The organism is Microbacterium sp. NPDC055665 (genome assembly GCF_053618035.1).
Genome location: NZ_JBSHGY010000002.1, coordinates 421,500 through 435,389 on the forward strand (window position 1 = coordinate 421,500; position 13,890 = coordinate 435,389).

A 13,890-nucleotide genomic window follows, 5' to 3' on the forward strand; every position below is an offset into this window, starting at 1 on the left:
GAGTCTACGAGGGGGCGGAGGCGGGGATGGCCCTGGTCCCGCGACATCGGCGGTGGTACCATTTTGGTATGGCGATGACGGTGCGGCTTCCCGAAGAACTCGACGCACGGCTCGAGGCGATCGCGCGTGCGCGGCACATGTCAAAGCATGCGGTGATCATCGAAGCTGTGGAGCGGTTCGCGAACAGCACCAGCCGCTCGGCCCTCGTGAACTCTGCGGTCGATTTCGTTCTCGACAATGACAAGGTTCTGCTCGAGCGCCTCGAAGACGCATGACCGAGTACCTCACCCTGGAAGACGGTCTCCAGATCGTCGAAAGGCTCGGATTTCACGTTCGGGATGCAGGCCTGCTCGCTTCGGCCCTCGCGAGACCCGCGGCTTCACTGTTCGGCGACGACGCCTACGAAACGATCGATCGAAAGGCCGCAGCGCTCCTCGAATCTCTCGCACGCAACCACCCGCTGTTCGACGGCAACAAGCGGACAGCGTGGACGAGCTTCGTGGCGTTCCTGTGGATCAACGGATGGAAGCACCGCTTCACGACAGATGACGCATTCGACCTGGTCATCGGCATCGCCTCCGGCGCGATCGATCTCGACGAGTCGGAGCAGCGCATCCGCGCGAACCGAATTCCCGTGAGCGACGCCGCAGGCTGACTCTCACCGGCGTCCGTGCGACACTGGTCGGACTATGCGCTTCATCATCCGTGTCGTCGTCAACGCGTTCGCCATCTGGGTCGTCACGCTGATCCCCGCCCTCCAGGTCACGATCCGGGCCTTCCCGCCCGGCGAGACCCTGCAGGTCGTGCTGACGCTGCTGGCGGTGGCCGCGATCTTCGCCATCGTCAACACGATCATCGGCACGGTCGTGAAGATCGTCGCGTTCCCGCTCTACATCATCACGTTCGGCCTGATCGGCTTCCTGATCAACGGGTTCCTGCTGTGGCTGACCGCGTGGATCACGAGCGGCTTCGGCTGGGGCCTGACGGTCGGCGACTTCTGGTGGGGCGTGCTCGCCGCGCTCATCATCTCGGTGATCAACGGCATCTTCGGCTTCATCCTCCGCCCGCAGAAGAATCGCTCGCGCCGCGACTGAGCCCGGCGACTACGCCTCGACGTCGAGCCGGAGCGGACTGATCTCGGCGAGGAACTCGAAGTCCCTGTCAGCGTGCAGGAGCGGGATGTCGCGGCGTATCGCGACGGCGGCGATCAGGCAGTCGACCATGCTGCAGACCGGGTGCCCGTTCGCCGCCGAGGCTCGATAGAGCTCTGCCGCATCTCGGAAGTCGGTGACCGTGCGCAGCGGCGCGAGCGGCAACCCGTTCGCGAGCGCCTCCACCCTCGCGAGCTCCTGCGGTCGCCGCGCCCCGGCAAGCAGTTCCATGACCACCGGCTCGGTGATCGCGATGTCCGCGCCCGCGCCGATCAGTCCATCGAGTCGTTCGACGACCGGCGCGTCGAGGCCGCGAAGGTAGGCGATCCACGCGGACGCGTCGACGAGGATCACGCGTCGCCCCACGGGGACGGCGGATCGTCGCGCATCGCGTCGAGGTCTCCGCTCCATCCCGTGCCCTTCAGACCGAGGAGGAAGTCCTTCGTCAGGGGCACGCCGACCAGCCTGCGGAGCGCGAGATCGACCGCCTCCTTCTTCGTGGAGAGGTCGTATCTGCGCATGACCTCACGGACGAGATCGTCGTCGATGTCGATGTTCGTGCGAGTCATGCACGCACGATACACCTCCGAGACACCACCCCCCACGTTCATGGCTTCCGCACCCGCTCGGCATGGAACTCGGTGCGTTCGATCTCGACGGCGTCGCCGAGCTCCCTCCAGTAGGCGTCGAGCGCCTCGGCACGCGGATCGGACGAGGCGTCCACCAGCTGCGCGGTCTCGATGTAGGCCTCGAGCGCGTGCGGCTGCAGCGACAGGTCGTACAGGCCGTCCTGCGGGTCGACCTCTCGTGACGCGGTGAAGCTGTCGGGCGATCCGGTCCCCTCGGCCGATCCCCCCGCGGCGAGCCTGGCGACGACGTCATCCGAGTGCGAGAGCTGGATGAGAGTTTGGCCGTCGTCGAGTGAGGACTCCTGGGGACTGCCCGCGGTCAGCTGCATCGCCACGTCGTAGTCGCTCTCCATCGCGAGGCGCGCCGCGATCATCCCGCCCTGCGAGTACCCGACCACATCCACCCGGTCTCCGGGCTCTGCGCCCGCGGCGGCCAGGGCGTCGACGGTCGCCTGATACGACGCCGACCGCTGCCCCTGATAGAGCTCCAGGTTCGACTTCATGTCCCACGGGTCCTCCTCGCCGGCCTCCCACGGCACGGAGTTCTGCGTGCCTTTGACGTAGGTCACATACCGGGTCGCGCCGTCGGCCATCGTGTACTTCTCGACCGCCACCTGCGCACTCGTCGACGGCATGCGCGTGAGCGCGCCGGCCACTCCCTTGGGCGCACCGGCCGGGGTCGACGTGGCGGTGGGCGTCACGCGCACCGGGTCGGCCACCCCCTTCAGGACGGTCCCGGCGGGCACCTTCCCGAGCAAGGAGGTGATGCCGGCGAACCCGCCGGCCAGGAGCAGCGACGGCAGCATCCCGAAGACTCCCATCGGCTCGGGCAGACCTCCGTGGCGGCGCCCCACCCAGTCGGCCACCAGCCAATCGGCCATCACTCCGACGCGCGCGTCGCCGTCGATGAGCCGATCGATTCGCGCCTGGATCGTCTTCGCAGCTGCGTCGTCTGCGAGAGCGAGGGCGTCGGCCTGCGCGCGGAGCTCCACCACCTCGAACGCGTCCGCCATCAGGAGTGTGCCGGCACAGGCCTCCTCGAGCTCCGCCCGCAGCACGCCGACGCCTTCCCCGCTGCGGTGCAACGCGCCGATATCGACCTGCGGGGCGACCTCGGGTTCAGTGGCCAGCAGCGCGCCGGCGCGGACGATCGCGGCCTGAGCCTCCTCGCACTGCATCGCCACCGTCCGCATCCGGCGCCCGACATCGCGCAGCTGCTCGGTGTCGACGGCGATCACCCCGCCGTGCTCGATCTCCACCCCGCTCATTCCGCACCCCCGGCGTTCAGCTCCCACTGACGCACCTGAAGATGCCCGATCTCGGCGCCGCAGGTTTCGCGCAGTCGCGCCAGCCGCTCATGCAGAGCGCGGAACCCCTCGGACTGCCAGTCCGACGCATCGACGAGCGACACCAGCATGGCTCCGACGTCTTCGAGCAGCGAGATCGCCGTGCCGATTTCGGAACTGGTCAGCATCCAGACCCAGCTGGCGTCGGAGGCGATGGCGTGATTGTGCGCGAGGGAGTACATGCCCCTCAGCCTCCGCGTTCGGTGGGACTGCGACCGACCGGATTCCCGCGGTCGGTGGAGAGAGGAAAGCCGGATTTCAGTGTGCAGAGGAAGCGCGCCTGACCACTTCCGCTGTGCACGATCGGCGGAGGCGGGCAGAATGTATGTGTGACATCCCCGGATCCCTTCCGCGTGATCTTCGTCTGCACGGGGAACATCTGCCGCTCTCCCATGGCCGAGGTCGTCTTCCGCGACCTCGCGGAGCGGCAGGGACTCGGCTCTCGCATCGTCTCGCGCAGCGCCGGCACCGGCGACTGGCATCTGGGCGAGCGCGCCGACGACCGCACGATCGACTCCCTCGCCCGGCGCGGCTACGACGGCTCGCGGCATCGGGCCCGCCAGTTCACCGCCGCGGCCTTCGCCGACAACGACCTCGTGGTCGCCCTCGACCGCACCCACGAGCGCATCCTGCGGGAGTGGGCGCACGACGAAGACGAAGAGGGCAAGGTCACGCTCCTCTTGGCGTTCGATCCGAACGCCTCCACGCACGACGTCCCCGACCCGTACTACGCGGGGGCGGCGATGTTCGATTCGGTGCTCGGTATGATTGAGGCCGCGACTCAGGGCCTGTTCCGCCAGCTCGAACCTGCTCTTCGTCTCCCCCGCTCGCCCCGAACCTTCGGGGCCTCATCAGGAGGACTCCCCTGACTTTCCAGCCTTCGCTCCCGCCGCAGCCCCTGAGCCCCCTCGACGGTCGCTACCGCGGCGCCGTCACCGGTCTCGCCGACTTCCTCTCCGAGGCAGGGCTCAACCGCGCACGGGTCGAGGTCGAGGTGGAGTGGCTGATCGCCCTCACCGACCGCTCGCTGTTCGAGACGAGCCCGCTGTCGGATGCCGACAAGGAGCGCCTGCGTGCGCTGTACCGCGACTTCGGGCAGGACGAGATCGACTGGCTCGCCGAGAAGGAAGCCGTCACCCAGCACGACGTGAAGGCCATCGAGTACCTCGTGCGCGATCGGCTCTCGACGCTCGGGCTCGACGGCATCGCCGAACTCACGCACTTCGCCGCCACCAGCGAGGACATCAACTCCGCCTCCTACGCGCTCACCGTGAAGCGCGCCGTGGAGGAAGTCTGGCTGCCGGCCCTCGACACCGTGATCGCGAAGCTGCGCGAACTCGCGGTCGAGCACGCCGACGCCGCGATGCTCTCCCGCACGCACGGCCAGCCCGCGACACCCTCGACCATGGGCAAGGAGCTCGCGGTCTTCGCGTGGCGCCTCGAGCGCGTGCGCGGCCAGATCGCCGCATCCGACTACCTCGCGAAGTTCTCCGGCGCGACCGGCACCTGGTCGGCGCACCTCGCGGCAGACCCGGATGCCGACTGGCCGACCATCGCCCGCGAGTACATCGAGGGTCTCGGGCTCGGCTTCAACATCCTCACCACGCAGATCGAATCGCACGACTGGCAGGTCGAGCTCTACGACCGCGTGCGTCACGCCGGCGGCATCCTGCACAACCTCGCCACCGACATCTGGACGTACATCTCGCTCGGCTACTTCGCACAGATCCCGGTCGCCGGCGCCACCGGCTCGTCGACGATGCCGCACAAGATCAACCCGATCCGCTTCGAGAACGCCGAGGCGAACCTCGAGATCTCGGGCGCCCTGCTCGCCTCGCTCGGTCAGACCCTCGTCACCAGCCGCCTGCAGCGCGACCTCACCGATTCGACCACACAGCGCAACATCGGCGTCGCGTTCGGGCACTCGCTGCTCGCGCTCGACAACCTGCGCCGTGGCCTGAACGCCATCTCGCTCTCGCGTGACGTGCTGCTGGCCGACCTCGACGTGAACTGGGAGGTTCTCGCCGAGGCCATCCAGACCGTCATCCGCGCCGAGGTGGTCGCCGGTCGGTCCACGATCACCGACCCGTACGCGCTGCTCAAGGAGCTCACGCGCGGTCACCGGGTGGGCGCCGCAGACCTCGCCGAGTTCGTGCAGGGTCTCGAGATCGGCGATGCCGCGAAGCAGCGCCTCCTCGCTCTGACCCCCGCCACGTACACCGGTATCGCCGAGCGCCTCGCCCGCTAGCCCCGCTCCCCCTCCCCCTCCCACTCTCCCTCTCTCCCTCTCCCCGCCGCTCCCCGCGCCACTCCCGCGCCGCGCAGGGTCGCCGAGTGCACGGATTGTTGCCGAGTGCACGGCCGATTCACGCGGGGATCCCGTGCACTCGACACGATCCCGTGCACTCGAGGATGGCGGACGGGGCGGGCAGACCAGCGCCTGCTCGGGGCATTCGCATCGCGCAGAGCCGCCGAGCGCACGGGTTGTTGCCGAGCGGACGGCGTATTCACGCGAACTCCCCGTGCGCTCGACACGAACCCGTGCACTCGGCGACCGCGGCATGGGACGGGCGACCGCGGCGCGGGACAGGGGCGGGACGGACGGGGGGGGTGGGACGGACGGGGCGCGGGATGGGCAGGATGAGCGCGGGCTAGGGGGCGGGCTCGCCGGAGTGGTCCTCGACCTTGTCCTTCGGCATGAACGCGGCGGCGAGCAGGGTGAGCAGGGCGGTCACGGCGACCGCGACGAACACCCAGACCGACGCGTGGATGATCGTGTCCGGATCGTCTGGCCCGGCGCCCTGGGCGATGGCCGCGTTCGAGATCGCCCCGAACACCGCGACGCCCACGGCGCTGCCCGCTGACCGCGCGAACGCGTTCATGCCGGTCACGGCTCCGCGCTCGCCCCAGCCCACCGAGGACTGGGCCGCGATCAGGGTCGGCGCGGCGCTCCACCCCAGTCCGAACCCGAGGACGAACGCGATGAGCGACAGCACCCAGGGGTTCGGCCACGACGACACCGACGCGAGGACGATCGCGGCGACCGCGGCGATGCTCATCCCGATCAGAGTGGTGCGGCGGAACCCGATGCGCAGATACAGGCGTCCGACGTTCGCTGCGGCGATCGGCCACCCGAGCGTCAACGCCGCGACCGCGAGGCCCGACAGCAGCGGCGCGATGCCCAGTGAGCCCTCGAGGTAGGCGGGCGCGAAGCTCGTGACGCCGATCATGAGCGCCCCCACCCCGAGCGAGACGAGGGTGGTGGTCAGGATCAGCGGTCTGGCCGCAAGGCGGAGGTCGACGATGGGCTCCGCGACGCGGCGCTCGACCATCGCGAACAGCGTGAGCGCCACGATGCCGATCCCGAAGCACAGCGCGCTCTGCACGGAGATCCACGCCCAGGCATTGCCGCCCTCGAGCATCCCGAGGATCAGGCCGGTCAACCCGACGGTGAGCAGCACGGCTCCCGCGTAGTCGATCCGGTGGCGCTCTGTCTGCTTCTGCTCCTTGTACTTGAGCTGCAGCATCCAGGCCGCGATCAGGCACAGCGGGATGTTGACCCAGAAGATCCAGCGCCACGCGTCGAGCTGCGCGAAGACACCGCCGAGCGCCGGCCCGACGACGGACGAGATCGCCCACACGCTCGCGATGTAACCCTGCACCTTGGCGCGCTCGGCGACCGTGTAGATGTCACCGACGATCGTCATGGCCATCGGTGCGACGGCGCCGGCGCCGAGTCCCTGGATGATGCGGAACACGATCAGCGCCGGCATGCTCCACGCGAAGCCGCAGAGGATCGACCCGAGCAGGAAGAGTGCGATGCCGAGCAGGATGATCGGTTTGCGGCCGACCGTGTCGGCGAACCGCGAGTAGATGGGGACGCTCACGGCCTGCGCCAGCAGATACACCGAGAAGAGCCACGGGAACTGCTGATAGCTGCCGAGATCGCGGACGATGCTGGGCACCGCGGTCGCGAGGATAGTCGCGTCGATCGCGATCAGCCCGGTCGCGAGCATCAGCGCACCGAGGATGGGGCCTCTCGGCGACCGGAGTCCGATGGAGGCGCGGTCGACGGAGGCAGTCACTTCAGGGACAAGCCGATCCGCCGCGGCTCTATTCCGGATCCGCGGGCAGCGGTGCCGACGCCCGAAGACGCCGGCACCGCGACACAGCGTCGTCGACGCGTGCTCAGTCGGCCGGGCCGAGGTCGCGCATCGGCTTTCCGTTCTTCGGGTTGCCCGGCTTCACCTTGCGGCGCTGCCCGTTCACGACCACGATCACGTTGCTCATGCTCGGCGCCCGGTCGGCGACGACGTCGTAGGTCACGACCTTCCCGTCGCGCCACTCGCAGTCGACGCGGTAGCCGCCGCGTGCGCGGAGCCCCTCGAACGACCCTGTCGCCGACCAGTCCGCCGGAAGCGCGGGAAGCAGACGAATGACTTCGCCGTGACTCTGCACCAGCATCTCGACGATCGCGCCGACGATGCCGAAGTTGCCGTCCAATTGGAAGGGCGGATGATTCGCCCACAGGTTCTGCAGCGTGTTGTAGGTGAGCAGCCCGCGGACCATGATCCCGGCCCGCTCGGCGTCTCCGAGGCGGGCGAAGAGGCCGGCGCGCCACGGCCAGGTCCACGAGCGACGGCTGTCGCCGGAGACGGTGGCGGCGGTGAACGGCACCCCGTCCTTCTCGCCGCAGCGCGCCTTCAGCGAGACCAGGGCCGCTGCAGAGAAGTCGGGGGTCTCCGGGGTGATCTGGCGCCCCGGGTACACGGCGAACAGATGCGAGGTGTGCCGGTGGATGTCGTTCGGGTCATCCCGGTCGGTCTGCCATTCCTGCAGCTGCCCCCAGCGTCCGATCCGGTTCGGCGCGAGCCGCTCCTGCATGTCGGCGACGGTCCGTCGGTACTTCTTGTCGACGCCGAGTGCTTCCGCGCACTCGAGGTAGTTCTGGAACAGATCCCAGATGATCTGCTGGTCGTGCATCACGCCGTCTTCGCGAGGGCCGTGCTCGGGAGACCAACCCATCGGTGCGACCAGTGTGCCGTCCGGGAGCTCCTTGAGCTGGTCCTCCCAGAACTGGCAGATCTCCTTGATGAGCGGGTAAGCGAGGTCGCGCAGGTACTTCTTGTCCTGCGTGAACGCCCAGTGCTCGTAGAGGTGCTGCGCATACCAGGCGCTGGCGATCGTGTTCCACTCCCAGGCGTTGCCGCCGAAGATGCTCTGCGAGGTCCGCGCCGTCCACCCGCGCACATCCGTCCCGAACGCGTTCCGCGTGGCGATCCTGCTGGGCACCGCCACCTCGCGGATGAAGGCGGCGAGCGCCTCGTGCGACTCCGGGAGGTCGGCGGTCTCGGCCCCCCAGTAGTTCATCTGGATGTTGATGTTCGTGTGATAATCGCTGGCCCACGCCGGCTGGTTGCTGTTGTTCCACAGTCCCTGGAGATTCGCGGGCAGCCCGCCGGGCTTCGACGAGCTGAGGAGCAGGTAGCGGCCGTAGGCGTACAGCGTCTGCTCGAGGGTCGGGTCGGCCTCGCCCTTCCCGTAACGGAGCAGTCGGCGGTCCATCGGCAGGGCCAGCACAGCGTCGTCGGTCAGACCCCACTCGACCTTCGCGCGCTGCATGAGGCTCTTGACCTGTTCGACGTGCGCTGAGCGGAGTTTCTTCCAGGATCGGGAGGATGCCGCGGACAGCGCCTTCTCGATCGCCGGCTGCGGGGCGGCGCCGCGCCAGCCGTGGGCGGCGCTCAGCCGGTAGTCGGTGCGTGCGTCGAGCAGCAGCGTGATCGATGCGGCACCGGAGATCTGCAGTCCGCTCTCCGCCGCGACCACCTCGCCGTCGGTCTCCGCGATGCGCACGACGGCGGCATGTGTGAGGTCGTTCGCCATCGTGCCGGAGAAGCTCAGCCGTCGGCCGGTCGCGTCCACCGCGGTCGCGACGCCTTCCTGCTTCGAGGTCATCGTGATCAGGGCGGTGAGCGCGCCGGGCCGATCGGTCGTGAACCGCACCGCGATGAGGTCGGCATCCCGACTCGCGAAGGCCTCACGCAGCACGGTGCCCTGTGCCGTCGCGAAGTGCGTGCTGTGGGTGCCGTCGGCGATGTCGAGCGCACGACGGTAGTCGACGACCGCCTTGGCCCCTGCCGTGCTGAAGCCGCTCCCGGTGAAGGCGATGCCACCGATGCGGATCGCGCCCGGCGCCGAGAACGAGATGCGGTACATCGCGAAGGCGGTGGAGTTCGCGAACGAGAAGGCCCGACCGGTGCCGCGCTGCGGGAACGTCTCCCCGGAGCGGGTGTCGAGCGTCTTCCAGTCGAGGCCGTCGTCCGAACCGGAGACGACCCAGTCCCGCGGATCCTGGTCCGGAGCATCCGGCGCGCTCGTGAGCACGTATCCGCCGAGCACGCGCTTCGCCCCGAGCTCGACCTGCCACACCGCCCCGGATCCGGCGGCCGGAACCGCCCACACGGTGGTCGGGTCGGCGTCGATGCTGCCGACGAGGGAGTCGGCATGGCCGCTCGGGGAGGAGACATAGACCGCACTGCCCTGCGCGAGGTCGACGCCGCCGAGAGCGATCTCACCCACCTGGAAGTGACTGACACCCGCCTTGGGCGCGAAGACGATCCGATAGTGCGCGTAGGCCGTGGTGTTGGCGAACGTGAAGCTCTTGGTGAGGAGCCGCTGCGGGAAAGGCGCCTCGGCGCGGGTGTCGAGGGTGATCCAGGTCGTCCCGTCGGCGGATCCTTCGACCCGCCAGTCCTGCGGGTCGCGTGTCGGGACATCGTTGGCACTCGTGAGCGCATACGACGACACCGCCACCGGCTCGGCGAGGTCAGCCTGCCAGATCACCTCGGCCGGCGGTGCGATCAGGCACCACTTGGTCGACGGGTTCCCGTCGAAGGTCTTCTCGACGGTCTCCCCACCCGAGACCTCGTAGGGCCCGCCGGGGGACGAGACCTTGCTGCGGGCGCCGAACGCCACCGTCACCTCTCCGAAGTCGCGGAAGGAGCCGAACCCGGTGACGCTGGTGTCGTATGCGCCGTCGGGCTGTCCGGCGAGGGCGTTGTCGTAGTCGTTGACACCGCCCCACAGGCTCTGTTCGCTGAACTGGATGACCTCCGCATCGGGGTTGCCGAACAGCTTCGCGCCAAGTCTGGCGTTGCCGATCGGGAGCGCCTGCGTCTCCCAGTTCGTCGCCGGCGTCCCGTACCAGAGCGCGTACGGCGACAGCTGCGGTCGCGGGATCGCGCGGTCGGCAACCCCGCGCAGAGGCGCCTGAGCCGAGATTCCACTCGCGCCGGCGGGCCGAGCCGCAAGGAACTGAGGGACGAGCGGGGCGAGGAGGGCGAGGCCGCCCACCTGTAGAGCCTGTCGGCGGGAAATGGGGTCCATCATCACAGCAAACCTCCGGAGCATCGTTGATCATCTGGTGCCGTGCGGTCCCGCCGGTCACTGCTGCGGGACGCGACAGGAGCCAGTGTGCGACACCAGACATCGGATGTCTAGAGACGATCGGCCAGAGGGGCAGCCGAAAGTACCGCCGATGAGCGGGTTCGGATCATGCTTTAATCCGATGTTCAGCGCGAGCAACCGAGCGCGCGGGCCCGATGCTCAGCTGCTCAGGAGGATGCCGGACGACCCGGCGCCTCGGAATCGGGGGTCTCCCCCTCGAGCGCCTCGCCCTCGGGCTCCGGGTCGTACAGCACCGGACGGTCGATGGTCTTGGTGACGTCGGCGGGGTCGACCGCGAGGATCAGCATCGCCAGGATCAGCAGCGTGACGATGAACGCTCCTCCGCCGACGACGAGCCCCAGCGCGACGGGAGTCAGACCGTCGTAGGTGCCGTTCGCGATCGCCGTGTTCACACGCGCGGTGAAAGCGCCGGTGGAGACGAGCGTGACCACCATGGCGAAGACGCCGCAGCCCAGCGCGATCAGCAGCAGGTGCAGCGGGCGCAGGATGTCCCGACGGGTGGGCTTCTCGTCGCTCATCGCTCTCCTCCGTGCTCCGCGGGGGCGGCACTGTCATTCGATTCGGTGGCCGTGGCGGCGGCATCCACCCGCTTCGGGGTGAGTCCGGCGATGCCAAGGAAGACCGCGACGATCGCCGCGTAGCCGCCGAACATGCCGACACCGAGGATGATGCCGGACAGCACGAACGTGCCGGCCTTGTCGATCGTGTACTCCTGGAGGAAGTCGGCCGGGATCAGCAGCAAAACGATTCCCAGCAGCACGCCCAGCGCGCCGACGGTGATCGCGTCGCGCGACAGCGGATCAGCGGTACGACGCGAGCGGATGCCGGCGAGGATCTCGACGCCGCCACTCACGATCGCCCAGGTGGACACGACGATGAAGAACAGGTCGTCGGAACGCCAGGCCGGGATGCCGCTCACACCGCCGGCGACGATGCCGAGCGCGGCGAGCAGGATGTACGACCAGCGCGAACCCGCCGGGAGCACCAGCCACGCCGCGAGCAGTTGGACGAGAGCAGTGGTGAAGACGAAGCCGCTGAAGACCGAGAGGCCGACGGGGGCGGAGTGGTCCGATGAGAACGTGATCATCAGTGCGGCGACGGCGGCGAACAGCGCGCGCAGCAATTGCACGTGGCGCATGGTGAATGCGCGAGCAGGGGCAGACATGACGGTCCAGAGTCCTCCGGGGTGTTCCTCCCAGTCTACGCGGGGGCGCGGAGCCGCGACGCCGACGGGCGTGCCGAGGAGGATTCGTGAAGCCCGGCGGATCTCCCCAGATCGATTGCCGGGCTTCACGACGTACGCAGCACGGGGGGCATCACTGCGTCAGGTCGGTCTCGCAGGGTCGGGCACCCTGCCTGCGATGACGACCAAGTGACCCCACATGCCCACCCGGTCCCCTGAGGTGTGCGCGTGCGGTCGTATGCTCACTTTAGGACGGTGGTATTCACATACCGGACGGGGGCTGTGATGAGTTACGAGTATGACGAACGCAGGTCCGGCTCCGATGCTTTCGCGGCGACTCTGCGCGACGCGATCAACGCGAGGCACGTGACGCTGTCGTGGCTGCATCAGCAGCTCAACATGCGCGGGAACCGGGTGTCGATGGCGACGCTCAGCTATTGGCGTTCGGGGGCGCGTCGCCCGGAAGGTGCGCAGTCGCTCGCCGCGCTGGTCGACATCGAGGATCTCCTCTGTCTCGACGCCGGGGCGCTGCGCCGACACCTCGGCCCCACGAACAGGACCGGTCCGCTCGGACCGAACCAGTTCCCCCTCGACGAGAAGGAGCTCGAGCGCGCCGTCATGATGGCCTTCAGCGCGCTGGGCGCGTCGTACCCCGACACCTCGCGCGAGCTGACCACCCACTCCGTGACCGACGTCGACGCCGACGGGAACGTCGCCTATAGCATCACGCGCAGCATCGTGCAGTCTACGATCGGCACGATCACGGCCATCCCGTTCCTCGAGATCACGCCGGGCGTCAGCACCCCCGCGCCGATTCTGAGCGCGGTGTCGGGCGGACGCATCACCGCCCGATACTCGCACCCCGACGGCGAGGTGCACGGGGTGCTCTTCGAACTCGACGTGCCGCTGACCGCACCGGACACCGCGATGGTCGAGTGGTCGGTGACGTATCCGCCCGACTATCCGCCGATGCGCGACACCGGCCATGCCCTGGCGCAGAAGGCCAGAGAGCTGCTGGTGTGGACGCGTTTCCACCCGGATGCTGTGCCGGACTGGTGCGAGGAACGGGTCGAGACTCCGGACGGCGTCACCGTCACCGACGTGCCACTCACCCGAGGGACGTCGGTGCACCTGGTGCGTCGCGCGTTCGGCCCCGGCGCGCTCGGGCTGCACTGGGGCTACGGCCCGCGGGAGGATCAGCCGGGCTGATCGCCCGTGGCGACCGGGCGGCCAGGCGTGTTGGACCACTGGCTCCACGAGCCGGGGAAGACCCGGGCGTCGATGCCCACCTCGTGCAGGACGAGTGCCGTGTGCGCGGCCGTGACACCGGATCCGCAGTAGGCGGCGACCGGAGTGCCGGGCGTCACCCCGATCTCGGCGAAGGACGCGAGGATCGTCTCGCGGTCGAGGATCCGGCCCGCAGCATCGAAGTGCACGGGCTCCGGGAGGTTCCGCGCGCCGGGGATGTGTCCGGCGACCGGGTCGTACGGCTCCGAGTCGCCGCGGTACCGGTCTGCCGCTCGCGCGTCGATCAGCACGCCCGACTGCGGGAACGCGGCCGTCTCGTCGATCGACAGCGCGTCGCCGCCGATCTCGTCGAGCACGACGTCGCCCTGCTCGGGCACCACGTCGTCGGTCGCGACCTCGAACCCCGCGGCCTGCCAGCCGCGGATGCCGCCGTCGAGCACCCGCACATCGACGCCGCCCTGACGCAGCAGCCACCAGGCGCGCGCCGCGGAGATGCCCTTGAAGTCGTCGTAGGCCACGACGGTGTCGCCCGCCCGGACGCCCCAGCGACGGGCCGCGGCCTGGAGCGTGGCGGTCGACGGCAGCGGATGCCGCCCCTCCGACGGTTCGCCGTGCGTGGCGAGCTCGGTGTCGAGGGAGACGAACACGGCACCGGGGATGTGGCCCGTCAGGTAGTCGTCATGCCCGGCCTCGGGTCGATCGAGCCGCCACCGCACGTCGATCACACGCACGGGCGCACCTCCGCTCAGCAGGTCGTCCAGCTCGGATGCACTCACGAAGTCGCTCATCCTGCGAGGCTACCGAGTCCGCAGCGGCATCCGGTCCGTGGCCGTCTTCCGGTGTCACTTTCGAATCGCGCGAAT

General features: G+C 69.0%; 15 protein-coding genes. 6 read left to right on the forward strand and 9 right to left on the reverse strand.

The genetic code is table 11. The annotated features are described in order from the left end of the window. The first annotated feature begins 26 nt into the window (after positions 1 to 26). From ACWGO6_RS07695 to ACWGO6_RS07705, 3 genes are read left to right on the forward strand one after another with little or no spacing between them, the layout of a single operon-like run. Positions 27 to 275: a CopG family ribbon-helix-helix protein gene (locus ACWGO6_RS07695; RefSeq protein WP_452326360.1), complete on the forward strand. Its 249-nt coding sequence runs from the start codon at positions 27 to 29 to the stop codon at positions 273 to 275. Next, complete coding sequence (locus ACWGO6_RS07700) at positions 272 to 655, forward strand: type II toxin-antitoxin system death-on-curing family toxin (protein WP_452326361.1); 384 nt, start codon at positions 272 to 274, stop codon at positions 653 to 655. Before ACWGO6_RS07695 ends, ACWGO6_RS07700 begins: the two co-directional genes overlap by 4 nt. A gap of 34 nt (positions 656 to 689) precedes the next feature. Continuing rightward, complete coding sequence (locus tag ACWGO6_RS07705) at positions 690 to 1,094, forward strand: phage holin family protein (protein WP_136041909.1); 405 nt, start codon at positions 690 to 692, stop codon at positions 1,092 to 1,094. 9 nt (positions 1,095 to 1,103) lie between these two features. Here ACWGO6_RS07705 and vapC read toward each other — a convergent pair whose 3' ends face one another. Genes vapC through ACWGO6_RS07725 form a run of 4 tightly spaced genes read right to left on the reverse strand, consistent with a single transcriptional unit; the run spans position 1,104 to position 3,308 of the window. Further along, positions 1,104 to 1,505 carry a type II toxin-antitoxin system VapC family toxin gene (gene vapC, locus ACWGO6_RS07710; RefSeq protein ID WP_452326362.1) on the reverse strand — a complete coding sequence of 134 codons (402 nt, stop codon included), beginning with the start codon at positions 1,503 to 1,505 and terminating at the stop codon, positions 1,104 to 1,106. Continuing rightward, entirely contained in the window at positions 1,502 to 1,720 is a 219-nt protein-coding gene (locus ACWGO6_RS07715) for a type II toxin-antitoxin system VapB family antitoxin (RefSeq protein ID WP_452326363.1), read from the reverse strand. The genes vapC and ACWGO6_RS07715 overlap by 4 nt, the downstream gene beginning before the upstream one ends. A 38-nt stretch (positions 1,721 to 1,758) precedes the next feature. Next, on the reverse strand, positions 1,759 to 3,048 hold the full coding sequence (locus ACWGO6_RS07720) for a hypothetical protein (RefSeq protein ID WP_452326364.1): 1,290 nt from the start codon (positions 3,046 to 3,048) through the stop codon (positions 1,759 to 1,761). After that, positions 3,045 to 3,308, reverse strand: coding sequence for a hypothetical protein (locus ACWGO6_RS07725; protein ID WP_452326365.1), 264 nt, complete (start codon positions 3,306 to 3,308; stop codon positions 3,045 to 3,047). The genes ACWGO6_RS07720 and ACWGO6_RS07725 overlap by 4 nt, the downstream gene beginning before the upstream one ends. 147 nt (positions 3,309 to 3,455) lie before the next feature. On the opposite strand from ACWGO6_RS07725, the gene ACWGO6_RS07730 reads away from it, so the two are divergent. Both ACWGO6_RS07730 and purB read left to right on the forward strand, forming a co-directional pair. Continuing rightward, on the forward strand, positions 3,456 to 3,995 hold the full coding sequence (locus ACWGO6_RS07730; RefSeq protein ID WP_205820302.1) for a low molecular weight protein-tyrosine-phosphatase: 540 nt from the start codon (positions 3,456 to 3,458) through the stop codon (positions 3,993 to 3,995). After that, complete coding sequence (gene purB, locus ACWGO6_RS07735) at positions 3,992 to 5,374, forward strand: adenylosuccinate lyase (protein WP_452326528.1); 1,383 nt, start codon at positions 3,992 to 3,994, stop codon at positions 5,372 to 5,374. The genes ACWGO6_RS07730 and purB overlap by 4 nt, the downstream gene beginning before the upstream one ends. 403 nt (positions 5,375 to 5,777) lie before the next feature. On the opposite strand, the gene ACWGO6_RS07740 is transcribed toward purB, so the two are convergent. The 4 genes from ACWGO6_RS07740 to ACWGO6_RS07755 all read right to left on the reverse strand — a co-directional run bounded on the left by ACWGO6_RS07740 (position 5,778) and on the right by ACWGO6_RS07755 (position 11,761). After that, positions 5,778 to 7,211, reverse strand: a complete 1,434-nt coding sequence (locus ACWGO6_RS07740) for an MFS transporter (protein ID WP_205820301.1) — start codon at positions 7,209 to 7,211, stop codon at positions 5,778 to 5,780. A gap of 103 nt (positions 7,212 to 7,314) precedes the next feature. Beyond that, complete coding sequence (locus ACWGO6_RS07745) at positions 7,315 to 10,518, reverse strand: glycosyl hydrolase family 95 catalytic domain-containing protein (protein ID WP_452326366.1); 3,204 nt, start codon at positions 10,516 to 10,518, stop codon at positions 7,315 to 7,317. A gap of 224 nt (positions 10,519 to 10,742) precedes the next feature. Further along, entirely contained in the window at positions 10,743 to 11,114 is a 372-nt protein-coding gene (locus ACWGO6_RS07750) for a hypothetical protein (RefSeq protein WP_136041903.1), read from the reverse strand. Beyond that, entirely contained in the window at positions 11,111 to 11,761 is a 651-nt protein-coding gene (locus ACWGO6_RS07755) for an acyl-CoA synthetase (RefSeq protein ID WP_452326367.1), read from the reverse strand. The genes ACWGO6_RS07750 and ACWGO6_RS07755 overlap by 4 nt, the downstream gene beginning before the upstream one ends. Positions 11,762 to 12,064: 303 nt before the next feature. Here ACWGO6_RS07755 and ACWGO6_RS07760 point away from each other — a divergent pair, with 303 nt between their 5' ends. Continuing rightward, positions 12,065 to 12,988 (forward strand): hypothetical protein, encoded by a 924-nt coding sequence (locus tag ACWGO6_RS07760; protein WP_452326368.1) that lies wholly within the window; start codon positions 12,065 to 12,067, stop codon positions 12,986 to 12,988. Here the strand turns inward: ACWGO6_RS07760 and ACWGO6_RS07765 are convergent. Further along, positions 12,976 to 13,815, reverse strand: coding sequence for a sulfurtransferase (locus tag ACWGO6_RS07765; RefSeq protein WP_452326369.1), 840 nt, complete (start codon positions 13,813 to 13,815; stop codon positions 12,976 to 12,978). The genes ACWGO6_RS07760 and ACWGO6_RS07765 overlap by 13 nt on opposite strands. Positions 13,816 to 13,890: the final 75 nt, after the last annotated feature.